At 72.7% G+C, this 18401-nt stretch carries 13 protein-coding genes; 11 read left to right on the top strand and 2 right to left on the bottom strand.

What is annotated here, in order from left to right; all coding sequences use genetic code 11:
• Positions 1-3: 3 nt before the first annotated feature.
• The 8 genes from EBM89_RS00625 (at position 4) to EBM89_RS00585 (ending at position 12363) form a co-directional block, all read left to right on the top strand.
• On the top strand, positions 4-2175 hold the full coding sequence (locus EBM89_RS00625) for an AAA family ATPase (protein WP_158609424.1): 2172 nt from the start codon (positions 4-6) through the stop codon (positions 2173-2175).
• Positions 2172-3398, top strand: a complete 1227-nt coding sequence (locus EBM89_RS00620; RefSeq protein ID WP_122147528.1) for an McrC family protein — start codon at positions 2172-2174, stop codon at positions 3396-3398. The genes EBM89_RS00625 and EBM89_RS00620 overlap by 4 nt, the downstream gene beginning before the upstream one ends.
• On the top strand, positions 3395-4588 hold the full coding sequence (locus EBM89_RS00615) for a DUF6361 family protein (protein WP_122147527.1): 1194 nt from the start codon (positions 3395-3397) through the stop codon (positions 4586-4588). Before EBM89_RS00620 ends, EBM89_RS00615 begins: the two co-directional genes overlap by 4 nt.
• A complete protein-coding gene (locus EBM89_RS00610) occupies positions 4585-6396 on the top strand; it encodes a phospholipase D family protein (protein WP_122147526.1) in 1812 nt (603 codons plus the stop codon). The genes EBM89_RS00615 and EBM89_RS00610 overlap by 4 nt, the downstream gene beginning before the upstream one ends.
• The gene (locus tag EBM89_RS00605) at positions 6393-9524 is read left to right on the top strand and encodes a helicase-related protein (RefSeq protein WP_122147525.1); all 3132 of its coding nucleotides are present in this window, start codon (positions 6393-6395) and stop codon (positions 9522-9524) included. Before EBM89_RS00610 ends, EBM89_RS00605 begins: the two co-directional genes overlap by 4 nt.
• Before the next feature lie 884 nt (positions 9525-10408).
• A complete protein-coding gene (locus EBM89_RS00595; RefSeq protein WP_122147523.1) occupies positions 10409-10987 on the top strand; it encodes a hypothetical protein in 579 nt (192 codons plus the stop codon).
• Complete coding sequence (locus EBM89_RS00590) at positions 10984-11529, top strand: hypothetical protein (protein WP_147463402.1); 546 nt, start codon at positions 10984-10986, stop codon at positions 11527-11529. Before EBM89_RS00595 ends, EBM89_RS00590 begins: the two co-directional genes overlap by 4 nt.
• A gap of 30 nt (positions 11530-11559) precedes the next feature.
• Positions 11560-12363, top strand: coding sequence for an SDR family NAD(P)-dependent oxidoreductase (locus tag EBM89_RS00585; protein WP_122147521.1), 804 nt, complete (start codon positions 11560-11562; stop codon positions 12361-12363).
• A 7-nt stretch (positions 12364-12370) separates the two neighbouring features.
• Here EBM89_RS00585 and EBM89_RS22395 read toward each other — a convergent pair whose 3' ends face one another.
• Positions 12371-14332: an AfsR/SARP family transcriptional regulator gene (locus EBM89_RS22395; RefSeq protein ID WP_122147520.1), complete on the bottom strand. Its 1962-nt coding sequence runs from the start codon at positions 14330-14332 to the stop codon at positions 12371-12373.
• Positions 14333-14372: 40 nt separating this feature from the next.
• Positions 14373-14780 carry a PPOX class F420-dependent oxidoreductase gene (locus EBM89_RS00575; protein WP_122147519.1) on the bottom strand — a complete coding sequence of 136 codons (408 nt, stop codon included), beginning with the start codon at positions 14778-14780 and terminating at the stop codon, positions 14373-14375.
• 114 nt (positions 14781-14894) lie between these two features.
• On the opposite strand from EBM89_RS00575, the gene EBM89_RS00570 reads away from it, so the two are divergent.
• The 3 genes from EBM89_RS00570 to EBM89_RS00560 all read left to right on the top strand — a co-directional run bounded on the left by EBM89_RS00570 (position 14895) and on the right by EBM89_RS00560 (position 18349).
• The gene (locus EBM89_RS00570; RefSeq protein ID WP_122147518.1) at positions 14895-15584 is read left to right on the top strand and encodes a hypothetical protein; all 690 of its coding nucleotides are present in this window, start codon (positions 14895-14897) and stop codon (positions 15582-15584) included.
• Between the two features lie 80 nt (positions 15585-15664).
• Positions 15665-16384, top strand: a complete 720-nt coding sequence (locus EBM89_RS00565; RefSeq protein WP_122147517.1) for a GAP family protein — start codon at positions 15665-15667, stop codon at positions 16382-16384.
• 24 nt (positions 16385-16408) lie between these two features.
• On the top strand, positions 16409-18349 hold the full coding sequence (locus EBM89_RS00560; protein ID WP_233571445.1) for an alkyl/aryl-sulfatase: 1941 nt from the start codon (positions 16409-16411) through the stop codon (positions 18347-18349).
• The last annotated feature ends 52 nt before the right edge of the window (positions 18350-18401 follow it).

The raw sequence follows: 18401 nt of genomic DNA, 5'->3' as shown, positions 1-18401 counted from the left end.
CTCATGTCCGAAGCACCCGCCCGTGATGCCATCCGACGTCCGCTGCTCGTCGGCACAATGCTCCGTATCCTGCGCGACGCTCCGTATCCCCTCCAGTCCGCCTCGGCCATCCAGACCCTGTCCGAGACGTTGCCGCTGACTGAGTTCGAGTTGAGCGCCAATGACAGCGGCATCCGTCGATTCGAGACGGGGGTCCGCTTTGAGATCTCCCATGCCCGTGCAATCGGGTGGATCGAGAGGACCGGCGGGTGGGCACTGACCGACGCCGGACGGGACGCACTTGCCCGTGCTTCGTCGGACGCGGAACTGATGACTGCACTCAACCGTCAACACGGCGCTCGACAGCGTGCGCGTCGACAGACCCGAGCGAGCCAAGCGGCTGATACGAAGTTCGACACCCTGCGCACGGCGCTCGACCTGCTCGAGCCGGGTCTGTGGACGTCGTACGGCGACCTCGCCCAGCTCACCGGGCTCGCGAACCAGAACGTCGGCACGTGGATGTCGGAGACCGACCACCCGGCCGTGTTCCGTGTGCTGACGTCGGACGGCACAGTGTCGGACGGCTTCCGCTGGAGCGACCCGCACCGCAGCGACGACCCGCGCGAGCTGCTCGTCGCTGAGGGCCTCGAGTTCGACGACGCGGGCCGCGCCAGCCAGTCCGCACGGCTGACCAGCTACGACCTGCGGGAGCTGCTCTCAGAGTCCACGGAACCCGCCACGCGCCGCGCCTGGCTCGTGCGCGGCAACAACGTCAACGGGAAGAACCTCGTGCCGACGTGGATCGCGCGGGGGTCGGTGTCGGTCGCCGCCAGCCAGATTCGCGCGCTCACGCTCCCTCTCGGCCGAACCGAGATCGTCGCCGTCGTCGAGGAGGACTACGCCCAGAAGTCGTACAACACCCGCAACGAGAAGGTCACCGAGCTCGACCTGTTCGTCAACCGCATCCAGGTCGGTGACCTCGTCATCGCCAACGACGGCGGCAGCTTCCACATCGGCGACATCACCGGCGAGGTCGCCTCGGTGCAATCGTCGGACGACCGCTCGAACCTGCGCCGCACGGTGCAGTGGCGCAACCCCGCCCGGCCCGTCGACCTCACGGATCTGCCTGCGGGCCTCAAGCCGAAGCTGTCCAGCCAGCACACGGTCGTCGACCTCACCAGCGAGCTCGCCGCCCTCGCGGCTCTCGTCGCGCCCGACGCCGCCGAGGCGAAGAAGGCCGCGAAGGCCGCGCCCGTCGCACTCGTCCTGCGTGACGCCACCGACGAGCTGGCCGACGTGCTCCTCGTCGACCGCGCCTGGGTCCAGTCCTGCGTCGACCTCCTGCGCGACCGCCGCCAGATCGTGTTCTACGGCCCGCCCGGCACCGGTAAGACCTACCTGGCACAGGCGATCGCCCAGCACCTGACCGACGAGTCGGCGGTCAAGCTCGTCCAGTTCCACCCTGCGTACTCGTACGAGGACTTCTTCGAGGGCTACCGGCCTGTCGCGCCGAAGGACGGGTCGGCGGCCGTCGGGTTCGCGCTCACCCCTGGCCCCTTCCGCCGCCTCGTCGACGCCGCGCGCGAGAACCCGTCGACGCCGTACGTGCTGATCGTCGACGAGATCAACCGCGCCAACCTCGCCAAGGTGTTCGGTGAGCTGTACTTCCTGCTCGAGTACCGCGACCGGGCGATCGACCTGCTCTACAGCACCGGTGACGAGGCCGGGTTCACGATGCCGTCGAACGTGTTCATCATCGGCACGATGAACACCGCTGACCGGTCGATCGCGCTCGTCGACGCCGCGATGCGACGAAGGTTCGCGTTCAAGGCGCTGCACCCGAGCGTCGAGCCGACCCGGAGCATGCTGCGCCGCTGGTTGGCCGAGCGCGACTTGCCCGGCACCACTGCCGACGTGCTCGACCATCTCAACGCTCTCATCCAGGACGAGGACTTCCGCATCGGCCCGTCGTACTTCATGCGCGCCGACGTGTACCGCGACGGCGGGCTGGAGACCGCATGGGAGACGTCGATCCTGCCCCTGCTGGAGGAGCACCACTACGGCGAGGGCATCGACGTCCTCGCGCGGTACTCGCTCCGCGCGATCCGCACCCGGCTCGCGCAGCAGACTCCAGCGACAGCCACGGCGGACGACGCCGCCGACATCGACGCCCCGACGGGCGACCTCACGCCATGACGACGATCGAGCTCGTCGAGAACGGAGCGCCCGTCGAGGTCGCCCTCGACGACCGGACCGGTCTCGCTCTGCGCTCGAGCGATCTCGTCACCGCCGTGCCGTCCGTCCAGCCCGGCTGGTGGATCATCGGCCCCCGCACGAGGGTCGGTGTCGCCCGCGTCGCAGGCGTCGACCTGACGATCCGACCCAAGGTCGACATCCGACGGCTCATGTTCCTCGTCGGCTACGCCCGCGATGGTTCGTTCTGGCGCGACGAGGAAGTGGACGTCGAAGAGGACACCGACCTGCTCACCGTGATCGCCTCCGCGTTCGCCCGCCAGGCCGCGAAGGCGACCTCCCACGGTCTCCTCCAGGGGTACCGCGTCGAGGAGCTGGCCTCTCCCGTCCTGCGCGGCCGCATCCGCACGACCGACCAGGTCACCCGACGCCACGGGATGGCACTGCCGCTCGAGATCCGGTTCGACGAGTACGACGTCGACATCCCCGAGAACCAGATCCTTCGCGCTGCCACCGACCGCCTCCTGCGGCTCGAGCGCGTGCCGGACGACACTCGTCGGACGCTGCGACGCCTCTCCCGCGAGCTCGCCGACGTGACCCCGCTCCCGCGCGGGTGGGTGCTGCCGACGTGGACGCGCTCGCGCCTCAATGCGAGGTACCACGTCGCGCTCGGGCTCAGCGAACTCGTCCTGCGCGGCAGCTCCGTCGAGCAAGCCGCCGGGACGGTGCGCATCGACGGGTTCATGCTCGACATGGCGAAGCTCTTCGAGGACTTCCTCACCGAGGCCCTCGGCGCGGCGCTGGTGGCCGGCGGCGGACGCGTGCGTGTGCAGGACCGGTGGCATCTCGACGAGGCGTCGACCGTGCCGATGAAGCCTGACCTCGTCTGGTACGGCCCGGGATCGACGACGCCGACGGCCGTCGTCGACGCGAAGTACAAGGCCGAGAAGCCGAGCGGCTACCCCAACGCCGACCTGTACCAGATGCTCGCGTACTGCACGGTACGCGGCATGCTTCGCGGGCACCTCGTCTACGCCAAGGGCAACGAGCCGGAGGCCCGGCACCGCGTCGTCGGCGCGGGCGTCGAGATCCACCAGCACGCACTCGACCTCGACGCCGACCCTGCTGTCCTGCTCGACCAGGTGCACGACCTGGCGACGCAGGTCACCCGACTCGCCGCGTCCGAGGACTTCCTGGCCGCCCGCGACGTTGCCGCCCACGCATGACGTCGTCATTCGGGTGGCTCGACGCCGACGCGAGCCAGCGCCGCCGCATGCTGGAGATCGTCGACCTCTTCAAGGACGAGGGCACGGTGGACGAGCTCGGCATCGGCGCGATCCGCGACGCCCTCTCCGGCGCCCTCTTCCCCGGTACCTCGACGTTGCACACCCGCCTGCGCTACGTGCTTTTCGTCCCGTGGCTGATGCAGCACGCGGCGCACAAGCAGAGCCCCGCAGAGATGGGCACCGAGTTCCGCATGCTCGAGTACAAGCTCATCGGCAGCCTGCTCGCGGGGGGCGAACAGGTCGGCGTGATCGGCAGCCGCGCCCGGGACAGACTCAAGCGGCTGCCGAGCGCCACGTACTGGTCCGCCCTCGGCGCCTGGGGCATCAAGGAGGCCGACCTGTCCGCTGACGGCTACTTCCGACGCCGGCACGACGCACATCGCCTGGCGCGTCGGACCGCCACCGCAGACGACCCAGAAGCGCAAGAACGCCGCCCCCGGTCCGGCCTCGACCCGCACCTCCCCGCGGCCCCCGGCGACCTGCTCACCAAGGCGACCTTCGCGCTGAGCGCCGCCGAGGAGGAGTACCTCTCCCACGTGATCGCCCGAGAGACCGACGGCTCGATGCTCGCCTGGCTCATCCTGCACCAGCCGGTCACGCTCAGTGACCTGGTGTGGGAGCTGCCGGGCCTGAGCGATGCTCCGGCGCGGCTCGCAGAGACGGTCGACCACGCACGGCGCTTCCACACGGCGATCCACGGCGCCGCGCTGCTGTACAACCTGCTGCTGGCGCGCATGCGTGCGAACGACGAGCTCGTCGACCACTACGAGGCCGAGCTCGTCGCGTGGCGGGTCGAAGTGGACGAATCCGGCGCGCTGGACGGCTGGGACCGGGCCGCCTGGTGGGCGACGATCGCGAGGTACAGCGCCGGGATCCGGCCGCCCACCCGCGCGTTCGTCGACTCCTGGATCACCATCGCCTCCGTTGACGCAGTCGTCGAAAGGCGAAGCGACGCCGCATCGCTGGTTGCCATGCGCGAACGCCAGATCAAGGGCAGCCGCGCTCGGCTCGCGAACCAGGCGGCGCTCGATCGGTGGTCGGGCGCCAGCGGCACGGGACGCCTCGACTTCACGTGGTCGATCGCGCGTCGGCACCTCCGGGACCTGTACGCGGCGCGGGTGACCGCATGACGCTCACGCCCGAGTCGCGGGTCCTGCTCACGGACGCACTGCGACCGCCACCCGGCCACAAGGTCGACGTCGTCGTCGGCACGACGTATGCGCTCGACCTCACCGCGCTCCTGCTCGCACCGCTCTCGTTCGCCGTGTCCGATCAGACGGACGGTGGCGCAGAGCGCGTCGACCCCATCCGGCTCCTCGAGGCCGTCCGGCGCCACGCGGAGCACACGACTGTCTTCTGCCAAGCGGGCGGCATCCACGTGCCATCGGCCTATCGCAGCATCCTGACGTTCGTCGAGGACGCGGTCCACGAAGTCACCGCGCCACGCGAGGACGGCATCTTCCACCCCAAGATCTGGGCACTGCGATTCGTCGACGCTACGGGTAGCCATACGCACCGCGTTGTCGTGCTGAGCCGCAACATGACCCTCGACCGGTCGTGGGACACGGCGCTCGTGCTCGACGAGGCATCCGACGGGCTGATCGACGCCGCGCCCGCAGCGGACTTCATCCGGTGGCTTCCCTCGCTTACGACCCAAGCAGTCTCGGCTCGGCGAACCAGCGACGTCGACGACCTTGCTGCCACGCTCGCGAGCGTCCGGCTCGCTCCACCGAGCCCGTTCACCGGAGGGGAACTGCTTCCCGTCGGGCTCGGCGGCGACGCCTGGCCGTTCCCCACACGTGCTCGGCGCATGCTCGCGATCAGCCCGTTCCTCACGCGCGGCCGCTTGGACTCACTGGCTCGGATGAGCACGGCCCGCACGCTGGTGTCACGCGCCGAGTCGCTCGACCTCGTCGGCGCACACGCACTGGAAGGCTGGGACGTCAACGTCCTGCAGCGCACGGCCGAGACCGATCACGACGCCACGCCGGCGGGCGAGAGCGCGCCGACAGAGTTCCAGAACGAGAGCGACGGGCTGCACGCGAAGACCTTCATCCTCGACCTGGACGACCGGACGTCGACGACCGTGACCGGCAGCGCCAACCTCACCAGCACGGCCTGGGACGGCAACGTCGAGTTCGACGCGGTGCTCACGGGCCCCACCTCGACCTGCGGTGTGGCGGCCGTGCTGGACGGTTCCGCGGAGGTGCCCGGTCTCGTGAACCTGCTCGCCCCACACTGCGCCTCGTCGCAGGACAGTGTTCCCGACCCGGCCATCGAGACGTCGTACGTGCTCGAGCGCTTCCACCGCGACCTCGCTGCGCACGCGCCCGTCCTCCGCATCCGAGCCCTCGACGACGACCGGGCGGAGGCGGTCCTCTCGCTGCCCGTCCCGGCACAGCCGCCAGGCTCGACCCGTGTCTGGCTGGCGTCGGTGTCCGAGACCCACGCGCAGCCCCTCACGGCCGAGCTGGCGTGGACAGTCGCTCCGAAGCACGTCACGGCCTTCGTCGTCGTCGAGACGACCGCCGGCGAGCGCCCCGCTCGCGTCACCCGCCGCTGCGTCCTGAAGGCGGTCCTCGACGGCGACGTCGATTCCCGACGACTCGACGCCGTTCTCGACGTGCTCAGCAGCAAGGACGACGTGCTGCGCTACCTCCTCTTTCTGCTGGGCGATCCGGCCTACGACTCGCACTTCGCCCAGGCGTCCGGCGCGGCGGGCGAGCGGTTCGCCTCCGCCGACGCAGGCTTCAGCGCCCGGGCCGCGCTGTTCGAGCCGATGGTCCGAGCCGTCGGCCGCGACGAGGATGCGCTCGCCAGGGTGGCGAGCCTGATGGAGGATCTGCGGAACTCGCTGGACGGTGCCTCCCTCGTGCCCGACGGGTTCGACGCACTGTGGGACGTCGTGTGGCAGGTCCACCGGGAAGCCCGGCCATGAAGCGACCCGACGTCGAGCGCACGCTCGCCAGCCTCAAGGACTTCCAGCGACGGACGGTCGACTACGCGTTCGAACGCCTGTGGACAGACAAGGACGGGGTCAAACGCTTCCTCGTCGCGGACGAGGTGGGCCTCGGCAAGACGATGGTCGCCAAGGGCGTGATCGCCCGGACCGTCGAGCATCTCTGGGAGTCGGAAGAGCGGATCGACATCGTCTACATCTGCTCGAACAGCCAGATCGCTCGCCAGAACCTCAGTCGGCTGAACGTCGTCGGCGGCACCGAGCTCAAGCACGCCGACCGGCTGACACTCCTGCCCAAAGCGATCCGCGATCTGCGGCACGGGCGGGTCAACTTCGTCTCCTTCACCCCGGGCACCTCGTTCAACGTCGGCTACTCGGGCGGCAAGTACGAGGAGCGGGTGCTCCTCTACTGGATGCTCGCCGAAGCATGGGGGGCGGATGCGGTCCGCGCCACGAGGTGGAAGCGCTTCTTCGAGGGAGGCATGAACCGAGAGAACTTCGAGGCCGCCCTCGCCTGGTTCGACCGATCGTCGCTCGACGATGCGCTGTGCCAGGCCTTCGGCGCGGCGATCGACTGCACGACCGGTCCTGGCGGACAGCCGTTGCGCCTCGAGATCGACGAGTGCGTGCAGGACTTCAACTACCTGCGTGGCAAGCCGAAGTCTTGCCTGAGCGACCGCCGGTACAGGCTCATCGGAACCCTCCGCGGACTCGTCGCACGGGCGGCCGTCGACCACCTGGAGCCGGACCTCATCATCCTCGACGAGTTCCAGCGCTTCAAGAACGTCGTCGACGGGGCCGACGACGAAGGGTCCCGGCTCGCGAACGCGATCCTCGACCACCCGTCCGCCAGAGTGCTGCTGCTCTCGGCGACGCCGTACAAGATGTACACGCTCCCCGACGAGCCCGCCGGGGATGATCACTACAGCGACTTCGTCAGGACGACCCGCTTCCTCGCCGGTGGCGACCGCGCCCAGGTCGTCGAGAAGTCACTGCGCACGATGCGCGAGTCTCTCGTCTCAGGCGGCGACGACGGGCTCGCCGTGGCAGCGCGCGACCGCGTCCAGCGCGAGCTGCGTCGTGTGATGTGCCGCACCGAACGCCTCGCGTCGACCCCGGACCGAGACGGCATGCTGACCGAGAAGCCACTGCCAGGCCTCATGCTCTCGCCGGAGGACGTGCGTTCGTGGCGGGTCCTCGACGACGTGGCACGACTTGTCGACACCCACGACGTGTTCGAGTACTGGCGATCATCGCCCTACCCGCTCAACCTGATGGAGCGCGGAGCCTACCAGGTGAGGACTCGCTTCCACGCGGCCGCGGAACGCCAGGATGCCGGCGTCGCGACCGCCCTGCGGTCTGGCGCCGGACTCCTGGACTGGGACGACATCCACCACTACCGCGCTGTTGACCCCGGCAACGCAAAGATGCGTGGGCTGTGCGCCGACGTGCTCGACCGGCAGACATGGCGCCTCGCGTGGCTGCCGCCGTCCCTCCCGTACTACGACCTCGGCGGCGCATACGCCCAGCCCGACCTCCAGTCGTTCACGAAGCGCCTGGTCTTCTCCGCATGGTCCGTCGTCCCCAAGGCGATCTCTGTCGTGATGAGCTACGAGGCCGAACGCCGCACGCTCGAAGCCGCGGGACTCGCCCGAACCTACGACGACAGGCCGCTGGCTCCGCCGCTCCAGTTCCGGATGGCAGGTGACCGGGTCGCCGGGATGTCCACACTCGCCCTCCTGTACCCCAGCCTGACACTTGCGCGCGCGGGCGACCCGCTCGACGTCGCTCGCGCCACGGCCGAGATCCCGCTGAACCGCGCCCGACTCGCCGACGCCGTCCGATCACGGGTCAGTGCCCTCGTCGACCACCTACCGACGGGCGACACGACGTCCGAACGCGTGGACCAGAGCTGGTACTGGGCAGCCCCGTTCCTGCTGGACGAGGTGATCTCCCCCGACGAGCAGAAGCCGGTTCGGAAATCCTTGTCGCGCTGGTCCCAACAAGACGACGAACACGAGTCCCGACTCATCGCGCACCTGCGCACCGCTCAGGCCGTCACCTCGTTGGAACTGGGCCGACGCCCCGACGATCTCGTCGACGTCCTCACGACCATGGCCATCGCGGCCCCCGGCACGTGCGCGCTCCGAGCGCTCGGCCGCGTGGCGGGAGGACCCGAGCGGTGGGCCGAGCCGGAACTGCGACGTCACGCGTTCGACGTCGCACAGGGTCTGCGATCGCTGTTCAACAAGCCGGAGATCATCGCGCTCGTCCGCGCGCAGGACGACGAGTCGTACTGGCGGGCGGTGCTCGAGCATGCGCTGGACGGATGTCTGCAGGCGGTCCTGGACGAGTACGCGCACTTGCTGCTCGAGTCGGAAGGACTCGTGGACGCGGCGCCGCTCACGCGGTCCCGATCCATTGCCGAAGCGATGGTCGAGGCACTGTCCACCCGCACCGTGACGAACGCCGTGGACGACGTGCACGTGTCCGACGGACAGATTCGACTCGTCGACCGCCACATGAGCAGCCACTTCGCCGCCAGATTCGGTCGGGCTGAGACCAGCGACAAGGCGGCCACGCGCGAGTCGACGATCCGCATGGCCTACAACTCGCCGTTCCGCCCGTTCGTGCTCTCCTCGACGTCGGTCGGCCAGGAGGGGCTTGACTTCCACACCTACTCCCACGCCGTCGTGCACTGGAACCTCCCCGGCAACCCGGTCGATCTCGAGCAGCGCGAAGGGCGCGTGCACCGGTACAAGGGCCACGCCGTACGCAAGAACGTGGCCGCTTGCCACCGTGACGCGGCGCTCGCCCACCACGACGACCCCTGGGCCGCGGTGTTCGCCGCCGCCCGCGAGGCTCGACGTCCAGGAGCCAGCGACATCGAACCGTTCTGGGTCGCCACTGCTCCGGACGGCGCGCAGATCGAGCGGTACATCGCGGCGATGCCGCTGAGCCGCGAAGAGCAGCAGCGCGACCGGCTCCTCCGCGCCGTCGGTGCGTACCGGCTGGTGATCGGCCAGCCGCGCCAGGACGACCTTCTCCGGTACGCCGGCACGGCCAGAAGCCGACTGGCGATTGACCTCACGCCGCCGGAACGCTGAAGCCGCAGATGACAACCACCCGTTCTGGGTGACGCTCCCGCACTCGCTGGAGGTCGACGCACTCGGTGACCAGGCCACGGAAGGCGTCCGCACCGAGGTTGGTGAAGCCCTCTGGCCAGGCGCCGCGGCACTCGACCTGCAGCTCTCCCAGGCTTCGATGTCGGCGGCTGCGCGGACGGCATCACTGGCGCTCGGCGCGCGACTGCGCGGCGGAGTTCGCGCCAGCGGCGGCCAGTACCTCGGGGGCCACGACGACGACTCCGGATCGGGTGGCCTCGACCAGAGCCGTGGACACTTCCACCAGCGCCGGGGACGCCGCTCGAGCTTGTCACGCCAGCGAGCCGGACAGACTCTGAGAACGGCGTGGCAGCGCGGCGGACGGCCGTCCCGGGCTCTCGCACCCGACAAGCGGTCGTGCGACGACCAGCACCTCGGGTGCATAGCACTGGTCATCGCGGTCTCCACGCTCGACGTCAAGGCTCACACGATGACCGTGGGGACCTTGTGATGACATTCAACCAGAGGGACCATTTGCCACAACGCGTGCCACAGGAGGGGTCGCGATGACGCATGTACTGTGCACATCGGACGCAGATCCTCGAATGAACCGGCTGGTCAGGGACGAGCTGACCGGCGCTGATGCCGCGGCGCCGTCGCAGGATCAGGCTCTACTACGACGTCTGATCGGCTGCTCCCGATCAGCACGCAGCGAGGGGCGTCTCCCGTCAGGGAGGCGCCCCTCGTGGCGTCTCCGGGGACGCCCTACCCGGACGGGTGACCGGGCTGGGCCGACCGGGTGAGGCCCGGCACCGGTCCGGCGACGACCCGGTCACGGGACCGCAACGGCCGCACCTGCGCACCCCGCGGCGCCCTACCGTGCCGCCATGTCGACGCACCCGCTCCCCTGGCGCACCCGCCTGCGCGCCGCCGCCGTGGCGGCCGTCCCCGTCGTCGGCGTCGGCGCCTCGCTGGCGACGACCCCGCCCCCGGAGCGCTGCCCCGACCCGCCCGCCGAGGGGGAGGTCAGCGAGCTCTACGGCCAGCAGACGACGAAAGACAGCGACACCCGCGAGGTCGAGCCGTCCGCGTTCACGGTCGGCGGGTCCGAGGTCGTGGACGCGTACGTGCGGCCCGTCGGCTGCATCGACGCAGACGCCACGACCGCCGAGATCCGGCTCACGCTGCGCGCCGCCCCGGACGACCTCACACCGATCCCTGAGGACGTGCTCAGCACGTTCCGGGTGCGGGACGGCCGCGGGGGCACGTGGGCACCGGTCGACGCGCACACGAACCCGGGGCGGGCGCCCGACGCCGACGGCTGGGGCGCCTACGGCGCGTCCGCGGACGTGGTGTTCACGCTGCCCGTGAAGATCCGACCGCCGGTGACGCTGCACCTCGGCGACCTCGCCGGGACGACCCCGACCGAGGTGCTGGTCTGGGACACGGAGGACCCGACCCCGTGACTCCACCAGGGCCCACCACGCCACCACGCCGCGTCCGCGGCGACCTGGTGCTGCACCCCGTCGCCCTGGTCGGGCTGGCGGTGCTGCTGCTGAACGACCACGTGCTGAAGGCCGCCGCCCCGGGCTGGGTGACGGGCAAGCTCTCGGACGTCGCCGGGCTCGCATTCTTCCCGTTCCTGCTGCTGGCCGCGCGCGAGGTGCTGACCCGCCGCGCCCCCACGGTCCGGTCGGCGGTGGTCGCGGCGGCCCTGACGGCCGGGGTGTTCACGGCGATCAAGGTCGTCGACGGGGCGCGGGCGGCGTACGCCGCCGTCGTCGGGATGCTGCGGTTCCCGGCCGACGCCCTGCTGTCCGGGGCGCGGGCGCCGGTGGACGTCGTGGTCGTCCCGGATGCGAGGGACCTGCTCGCCCTGGTGGCGTGCGCGGCTGTGGTGGGGGTGGTCGCCCGACGCAGGCCCGCTGATCGGCCGCTGATCGGGCTGCCCGACGGTGGTGGTGCACGCCGCGCCGCCCAGGGTGCGGCCCGGACGCCGGGGGCCTGAGGTCCCCGGGCGCGACCCCAGGAGGACCCCGTGGACCTGCACCTCACCGGCACGACCGCCTTCGTCAGCGGCTCGACCCGCGGCATCGGCTTCGCCACCGCCCGCGCCCTGGCCGTGGAGGGCGCCGACGTGGTGCTCAGCGGCCGCGACGAGGGGCGGCTGGCCGAAGCGGTCGGAGCCCTGCGGGCGCTGGCCCCGGCGGTGACGGTGTCCGGCGAGCGCGTGGACTTCGCGGACCCGGGCGACGTCGACCGGTTGGCCGACCGTCTGCACGATCGGGCCGCGCCCGTGGACGTCCTGGTCAACAGCGTGGGCATCTTCGGGTTGCAGGACTTCGAGCAGATCTCCGACGCGGACTGGCGGCACTACTTCGAGGTGAACGTGCTGAGCGGTGTGAAGCTCGCCCGGCGGCTGCTGCCGGGGATGCTGGAGCGCGGCCGGGGCCGGGTGGTGTTCGTCAGCAGCGAGTCCGGCGTGGACGTGCCGGCGGACATGGTCCACTACGGGACGACGAAGACGGCGGTGCTCGCGGTGGCCAACGGGTTGGCGAAGCTCACCCGCGGGACGGCGGTGACGGTGACCTCCGTCCTGGGCGGGCCGACGTACTCCGACGGCGTCGCCGCGACGGTGGAGTCGCTCGCCGCCGCCCAGGGTCTGCCCGTCGACGACGTGAAGGGCGCGATCATCGGCGCGAACCGGACCTCGCTGCTGGAGCGGTTCATCGAGCCGCGCGAGATCGCGGACGTGATCGCGTTCCTCGCGAGCCCGCGGTCGTCGGCGGTGAACGGCGCTGCCGTGCGGGTGGACGGCGGGGTGCTGACGACGGTCCTGTGACGCGGGCTCAGCCGGTCGCGGCCCGCAGCCGGGCGAGGGTCGCGTCCACGGGCCACAGCGCGAGCATGCCGCTGCCCGCACCCGCGACCTCGCCGGACGCGGGTGCGAGCGCGGCGAGGGCCTGCCGGGCGCGGTCCGTGTCGTCGAGCGCGAGGGCGGCGTCGGCGAGCAGCGACCACGTCGCCTCGAGCAGGTGGTCGGCGGGCGGTGTCGGCGCGGCCCGCAACGCCGACTCCGCGGCGGCGGTCCGGCCGCGTGCCAGGAGCAGGTGCGGGCGGACCCACGGCAGGTACGGCCCCCACCGCGGGTCACCCTCCCCAGGCACGCCGGGCACGCGTCCGTCGGTGACGGGCACCCCTCGGGTGAGCCGCGCGGCCAGGAGCGCGAGGGCCAGCGCCCCGTGCTGGACGCCGGGCATGCCGGCCAGCAGGGCGTCGGCGCGCCGGTAGGCCCGGTCCACGGCGTCGAGCGTCCCACCATCGACGTCGAGCCGCACGGCACGGAACCAGGCGGTGAAGGCGCTCACGGCCGGTCGGTCCTCGCGCTCCCCGAGCCGGTCGAGCGCGCGCGCCCGCTCCTCGCCGTCGGCGAACCGGCCGAGAGCGCCCGCCGCCTGCATCGCGAGGATCTCGCCCGCGATCCGGGTGTCGGTGAGGCCGTGCCGGGCGGACAGCGTGGCGACCTCGGCGCCGAGGTCGGATCGCCGGGCGGCGAGGCCCGCGCGCCCGAAGGACTGCATGGCGGCGCCGGTGAGTGCGAGGGCGAGCACCTGGGGGTCCCCGAGGGCACGGGCGATCGCCACCGCCTCGTCGGCCTCGGCGGCGGCGTCAGCGGTGCCGCGGGACTCCAGGGCGACCGTGGCGAGGAGCCGGGCCCGCAGGCGGTCGGTCCCGGCGGGCAGGCGCCCGAGCGCCCGGCGCGCGGCGACGACCACCTGCGCGGCCTGCGCCGGATCGTCCGACCGGGCCCAGACGCCGGGGACGTCGAGCCCCCCGACGACGGCGGCGACGACCTCCGGGTCACCCAGGGCCTCGGCGGCCTCGATGGCCTCGATCCGGTGGACGCGCGATGCCTCCAGTCCCTGCCCGCCGGTCACGGCGAGCTCACCGACCAGGTGCATCGCCGACCGCAGCCGGGTGGACGGACGCGCCGCGGCGACCCGCTGGTAGGCGGTGGCGACGCCGCCCCACACCTCCGCCGCCGGAGCGGACACCGGTTGCGGGGCACGCAGCAGCAGGTCGCGTTCCAGGGCTGCGAGCTCGGGGCCGGGGTCGAGCCCGAGCTCGTCGGCGAGCAGGTGCCGGGCCCGGCGCAGCACGGCGAGCCCGTCGGCGGCGCGCTCGTCGCGGTACAGGGCGGTGGCGAGCAGCCGCCAGCCCGACTCGCGCCACGGGTGGACCTCGACGTGGTGCTCGAGGTCCGCGATCGCCTGCCGGGCCGCGCCGGTGGCGAGCCGGGCCGCCGCCAGGTCCTCGACCGCGACGACGCGCAGGGCCTCGAGCCGGCGTCGCTCGGCGAGCACCCACGCGGCGTCCGGCAGGTCCGCCAGCGCGGTCCCGCGCCACCGGACCAGCGCGTCCGCGAGCGCGGGGACCGCCCGGTCGGGGGTCGCCCTGGACGCCCCGGCCACCTCCGCCTCGAACGACCACGCGTCGACGACGTCGCCCGGTCCGGTCCGCACGGCGTACCCGCCGCCGGTGGTGACGATCAGCCGGGGCGGGGTGCGCGGGACGCGGTCGGGCTCGAGGCCGCGTCGCAGCGCACCGACGAACGTCTGCACGGCCCCGGCGGCGCGCGGCGGCGGGTCCTCCCAGAGGTCGTCCACGAGGTCGGCCAGCGGGACGACCCGCCCGCGCGCGACGAGCAGACGGGCGAGCACGGCCCGGTGCCGGGGACCGCGCAGGTCCAGCGCCCGGCCGTCGGCGTCGGCGGCGGTGACCGGACCGAGCACCCCCAGGGCGACGTCCACACTGCTCCTCTTCTCCCGGCTCCGGCAGCCCAGTCTGGCGTCAGCCGCGCTGCGCGCCCCACCCCGTCCAGCGGTCGACCTCGACCAGCGCCGTCCACCGCTCCCCCGTCCGGTCCCCGTAGGCGTGGCCGGTGTAGTGCCGGGACAGCCGGTCGATGTCGGCGAGGTCGGGGTCGGCGTGGAGGTCCACCACCCGGCCGAGCAGCGTCAGGTGGGTGTACCAGTCGTCCCCGTCGAGGACCGTGAGCGTCACGCGCGGGTCGCGGCGCAGGTGGCCGAGGCGGACCCGGGTGGCGTCGAGGTTGAGCAGCACCCGGCCGTCGTCCTCCCACAGGTACCAGGTCGCGGCGGACACCGGCGAGCCGTCGGCGCGCAGCGTGGCCATGACGGCGGGGTTGGGGCGGCGCAGCAGGGCGACGGCGTCGGCAGGCAGGGGCGTCGTGGGCACGGAGGACCTCCAGGGGCTGAATCGGGTGCGCGACCAGTCTGGCGCAGGACCCGCGGTGGCGCGGCCGCACGTAGGCTGCGGCGCAGCCCCGTCACCCCGGCCAAGAGGACCCCCGTGCCCGCGACCCCCGCCCTGCCCGAGGTCGTCACGTACGACGGGCTGCCAGCCGCCTCGGGCGGCGCGCACGGCCTGCGTGCCCGGCGCCCGGAGGCCGCGCTCGCCCAGGTGCGTGCGTTCCTGGACGCGTGCACCGTCGCCGACCGGGACCCGGTGTGGTCGCTGGTGGTGTCGGCGGACGGCGACGGGTCCGCCGACCTGGCCGAGACGGTGGGTGCGGCGCTCGGCGGCCCCCGGGAGCGTGCCCGCACGGTCAGCACCTGGCGCGTCGCCGCGGACGCGGTGCCGCGGGCGCTGGACCTGGTCGCGGGGGCGGGCCCGGACGCCCGTACCCGCTACGGCCACCCGCTCGCCGCGCTGACCTGCACGGTGCCGGTCCGGCTGCTCGTCCCCGCGACGGGTGCCCCGTACGCCGGGGTGACGTCCGAGGACTGCGGCGGGTTCGCGGTCGACGGGTACGGGCGGCTGCTCGGCGCGTCGGGGGTGCGGGCGACGGTCGGGACGTCGGCCTCGTCGCTCTCGCTGTGGCTGAACCTGCCCGCCGACGACCGCCTGGTCCCGGGTGCGCGGCACGTGCAGGAGCACCTGCCGTTCCGGCTGTCGGCGAAGCACTGGCGCCGGTGGGTGCCGACCCGCACGGGCGGCTACCGGTCGGTGCGTCTCGCGTCGCCGCTCGCCGCGGGCTGATCACCCGGCCGGGGTGACGCCAGTCCCGCCGTGCGGCGGGAGCCTGGTGGACGCGGGAGCGGCGGACGCGGGGGTCGGTGATGGGCGCGCTGATCGGGTCGTTGGTGCCGCTCGCGCTGGGCATCGTGATGAGCCCGCTGGCGATCATGGCGCTGGTGGCGGTGCTGCTGTCCCCGCGGGCGCGCACCAACGGGGTGGCGTTCCTGGTCGGGTGGGCGCTGGGGCTCGTCCTGGTGCTGGTGCTCAGCCTGGTGCTGCTGCAGTTCCTGGAGCTGCACCAGCAGCGCGAGCCGCCGCTGTGGGTGCCGGTCGTGCGGCTCGTGCTCGGGCTGAGCCTGGTGGTCTGGGCGGTGCGGGTCTACCAGCACGGGCGGCAGCGGGTGCGGGAGATGGCGGCGGCGACGAGCCCGCGGGAGGTGGCGGCGGCCGCCCCACAGCTGCCCGGCTGGTTGCAGCGGGTCTCGACGTTCGACCCGGCGCGGACGCTGGCGCTCGGGGTGGGGATCTTCGTGCTGAACCCCGTGGACGCGTCGTGCGCGTTCCTCGCGGCGATGGACGTGCAGCTCGCGGGGCTGGGGACGGCGACGTCGGTCGCGGTGCTCGTGGTGTTCTCCGCCGTGGGGGTCGCGCCGATCGCGGTGCCGGTCGCGGCGACGCTGGTGCTGGGCGAGCGCGCCGACCCGTTCCTGTCCCGCACGCGCGTGTGGATCGCGGGCCACACCAGCGTCCTGAACGCCGCCCTGCTGCTGGTGATCGGCGTACTCCAGGTGCAGAAGGCCGTGGACGCGCTGCTCGGCTGACCGCACGCTCACCCCCGCGAGGTGATGGCAGCGCCCCGGGTCGGCGGCGACGCTGGGGCTCTCGCCGACCAGGAGGCCGCCATGTCCGCGTCCGTGCACCCCGCCGTCGCCGCCCAGCACGCCGCCCTGCTGGCGGGCCTGCCGCTGGCGGACGAGGCGGATCTCGCCGCCGTCGAGCGCGGGTTCCTCGGGACGATCGACCCGCCGCAGGTGCGGGACGCCGACGGACGGGTGGTGTGGGATGCCGCGTCGTACGACTTCGTGACCGGGCCCGCTCCCCTGTCGGTGAACCCGAGCCTGTGGCGGCAGAGCGGCCTGGTCCGGCGGCACGGGCTGTTCGAGGTGGTGCCCGGCATCTACCAGGTGCGCGGGCTGGACCTGTCGAACATCACGTTCGTGGAGGGCGACCGGGGCGTGCTGGTCATCGACCCGCTGATCTCCACGGAGTGCGCGGCGGCGGCGCTGGCGCTGTACCGCGCGCACCGGGGCGACCGCCCGGTGACGGGCCTGCTGTACACGCACAGCCACGTCGACCACTTCGGCGGCGCCAAGGGCGTGACGACGCAGGAGGCGGTGGACGCGGGCGAGGTGGTGGTGCTGGCCCCGGAGGGGTTCGTGGAGCACGCGGTCGCGGAGAACGTGTACGCCGGCACGGCGATGGGGCGGCGCGCGGGCTACATGTACGGCACGCCCCTGGAACGAGGCCCGGAGGGCGGCGTCGGCGCGGGTCTCGGGCAGGCGACGTCCACCGGCACCGTGTCGATGATCGTCCCGACCCTGACCGTGACCCGCACCGGCGAGCGGCACACGGTCGACGGCATCGACCTGGAGCTGCAGATGGCGCCCGGGACGGAGGCGCCGGCGGAGATGCACGTCTACTTCCCCCAGCACCGGGCGCTGTGCGCGGCGGAGAACGCGACCCACACCATGCACAACCTGCTGACCCTGCGCGGTGCGCTGGTGCGCGACCCGCGGATGTGGGCGCACTACCTGACCGAGGCGATCACGCTGTTCGGCGAGCGCACCGACGTGGTGTTCGCGTCGCACCACTGGCCGACGTGGGGCCGCGAGGAGGCGTTCGCGTTCATCGGCCTGCAGCGCGACCTGTACGCGTACCTGCACGACCAGACGCTGCGCCTGCTGAACCGCGGGCTGACCGGCGTGCAGATCGCCGAGGAGATCACGCTGCCGCCCGCGCTGGAGCGGGCGTGGCACGCGCACGGGTACTACGGGTCCACCAGCCACAACGTGAAGGCGGTCTACCAGCGGTACATGGGCTGGTACGACGGCAACCCGGCGCACCTGTGGTCGCTGCCCGCCCCGGAGTCGAGCCGCCGGTACGTCGCCTGGATGGGCGGTGCGGACGCGGTGGTGGAGCGGGCCCGCGCGGCGTTCGCCGACGGCGACCTGCGCTGGGTGGCGGAGGTGCTGGACCACGTCGTCCAGGCGGAGCCCGACCACGCGGGCGCCCGGGCGCTGCTGGCCGACGCGCACGAGCAGCTCGGGTTCGGCGCGGAGAACGGCACGTGGCGCTCGGCGTACCTCGGCGCGGCCACCGAGCTGCGCCAGGGGCCGTTCGGCACGCCCACCGAGACGACCTCACCCGACCTGCTGGCGGCGCTGAGCGTCGACCAGCTGCTCGACAGCCTGGCCATCCGGGTGGACGCGCCGCGCTGCTGGGACGACCGCATCGAGATCGACCTCGACCTCGGCCCCGAGGGCGCGACCCGGCTGAGCCTGCACCACGGCGTCCTCGTGCACGGCGGCCCCGCGGACCGCCCGGCGGACGCGACCCTGCACCTCACCCGGGCGCTGCTGACCCAGGTCGTGCTGGGTGCGCTCGGACCCGACGACTTCGCCGCCGCCGGGATCACCACCGACGGCGACGCGACCGCGCTCCCCCGGCTGCTGGCCGTGCTCCAGGAGCCCGACCCGGACTTCCCGATCGTCACGTCCCGCCGCTGAGGGCGGCCGGCGCACGGAGGCTCGGCCGCGCGCCGGTGTCGGATGGGTGGTG

This window comes from Cellulomonas triticagri, from assembly GCF_003696205.1.
Classification (GTDB): Bacteria; Actinomycetota; Actinomycetes; order Actinomycetales; family Cellulomonadaceae; genus Cellulomonas; species Cellulomonas triticagri.
Note: the sequence above shows the minus strand (reverse complement) of the source record. Positions and strands in the feature narration are given on the sequence as shown.

Bases quoted from the DNA above. Each gene is read 5' to 3' on its own strand.
- EBM89_RS00625 (WP_158609424.1), top strand. From the start codon at position 4: ATGTCCGAAGCACCCGCCCGTGATGCCATCCGACGTCCGCTGCTCGTC.
- EBM89_RS00620 (WP_122147528.1), top strand. From the start codon at position 2,172: ATGACGACGATCGAGCTCGTCGAGAACGGAGCGCCCGTCGAGGTCGCC.
- EBM89_RS00615 (WP_122147527.1), top strand. From the start codon at position 3,395: ATGACGTCGTCATTCGGGTGGCTCGACGCCGACGCGAGCCAGCGCCGC.
- EBM89_RS00610 (WP_122147526.1), top strand. From the start codon at position 4,585: ATGACGCTCACGCCCGAGTCGCGGGTCCTGCTCACGGACGCACTGCGA.
- EBM89_RS00605 (WP_122147525.1), top strand. From the start codon at position 6,393: ATGAAGCGACCCGACGTCGAGCGCACGCTCGCCAGCCTCAAGGACTTC.
- EBM89_RS00595 (WP_122147523.1), top strand. From the start codon at position 10,409: ATGTCGACGCACCCGCTCCCCTGGCGCACCCGCCTGCGCGCCGCCGCC.
- EBM89_RS00565 (WP_122147517.1), top strand. From the start codon at position 15,665: ATGGGCGCGCTGATCGGGTCGTTGGTGCCGCTCGCGCTGGGCATCGTG.
- EBM89_RS00560 (WP_233571445.1), top strand. From the start codon at position 16,409: ATGGCAGCGCCCCGGGTCGGCGGCGACGCTGGGGCTCTCGCCGACCAG.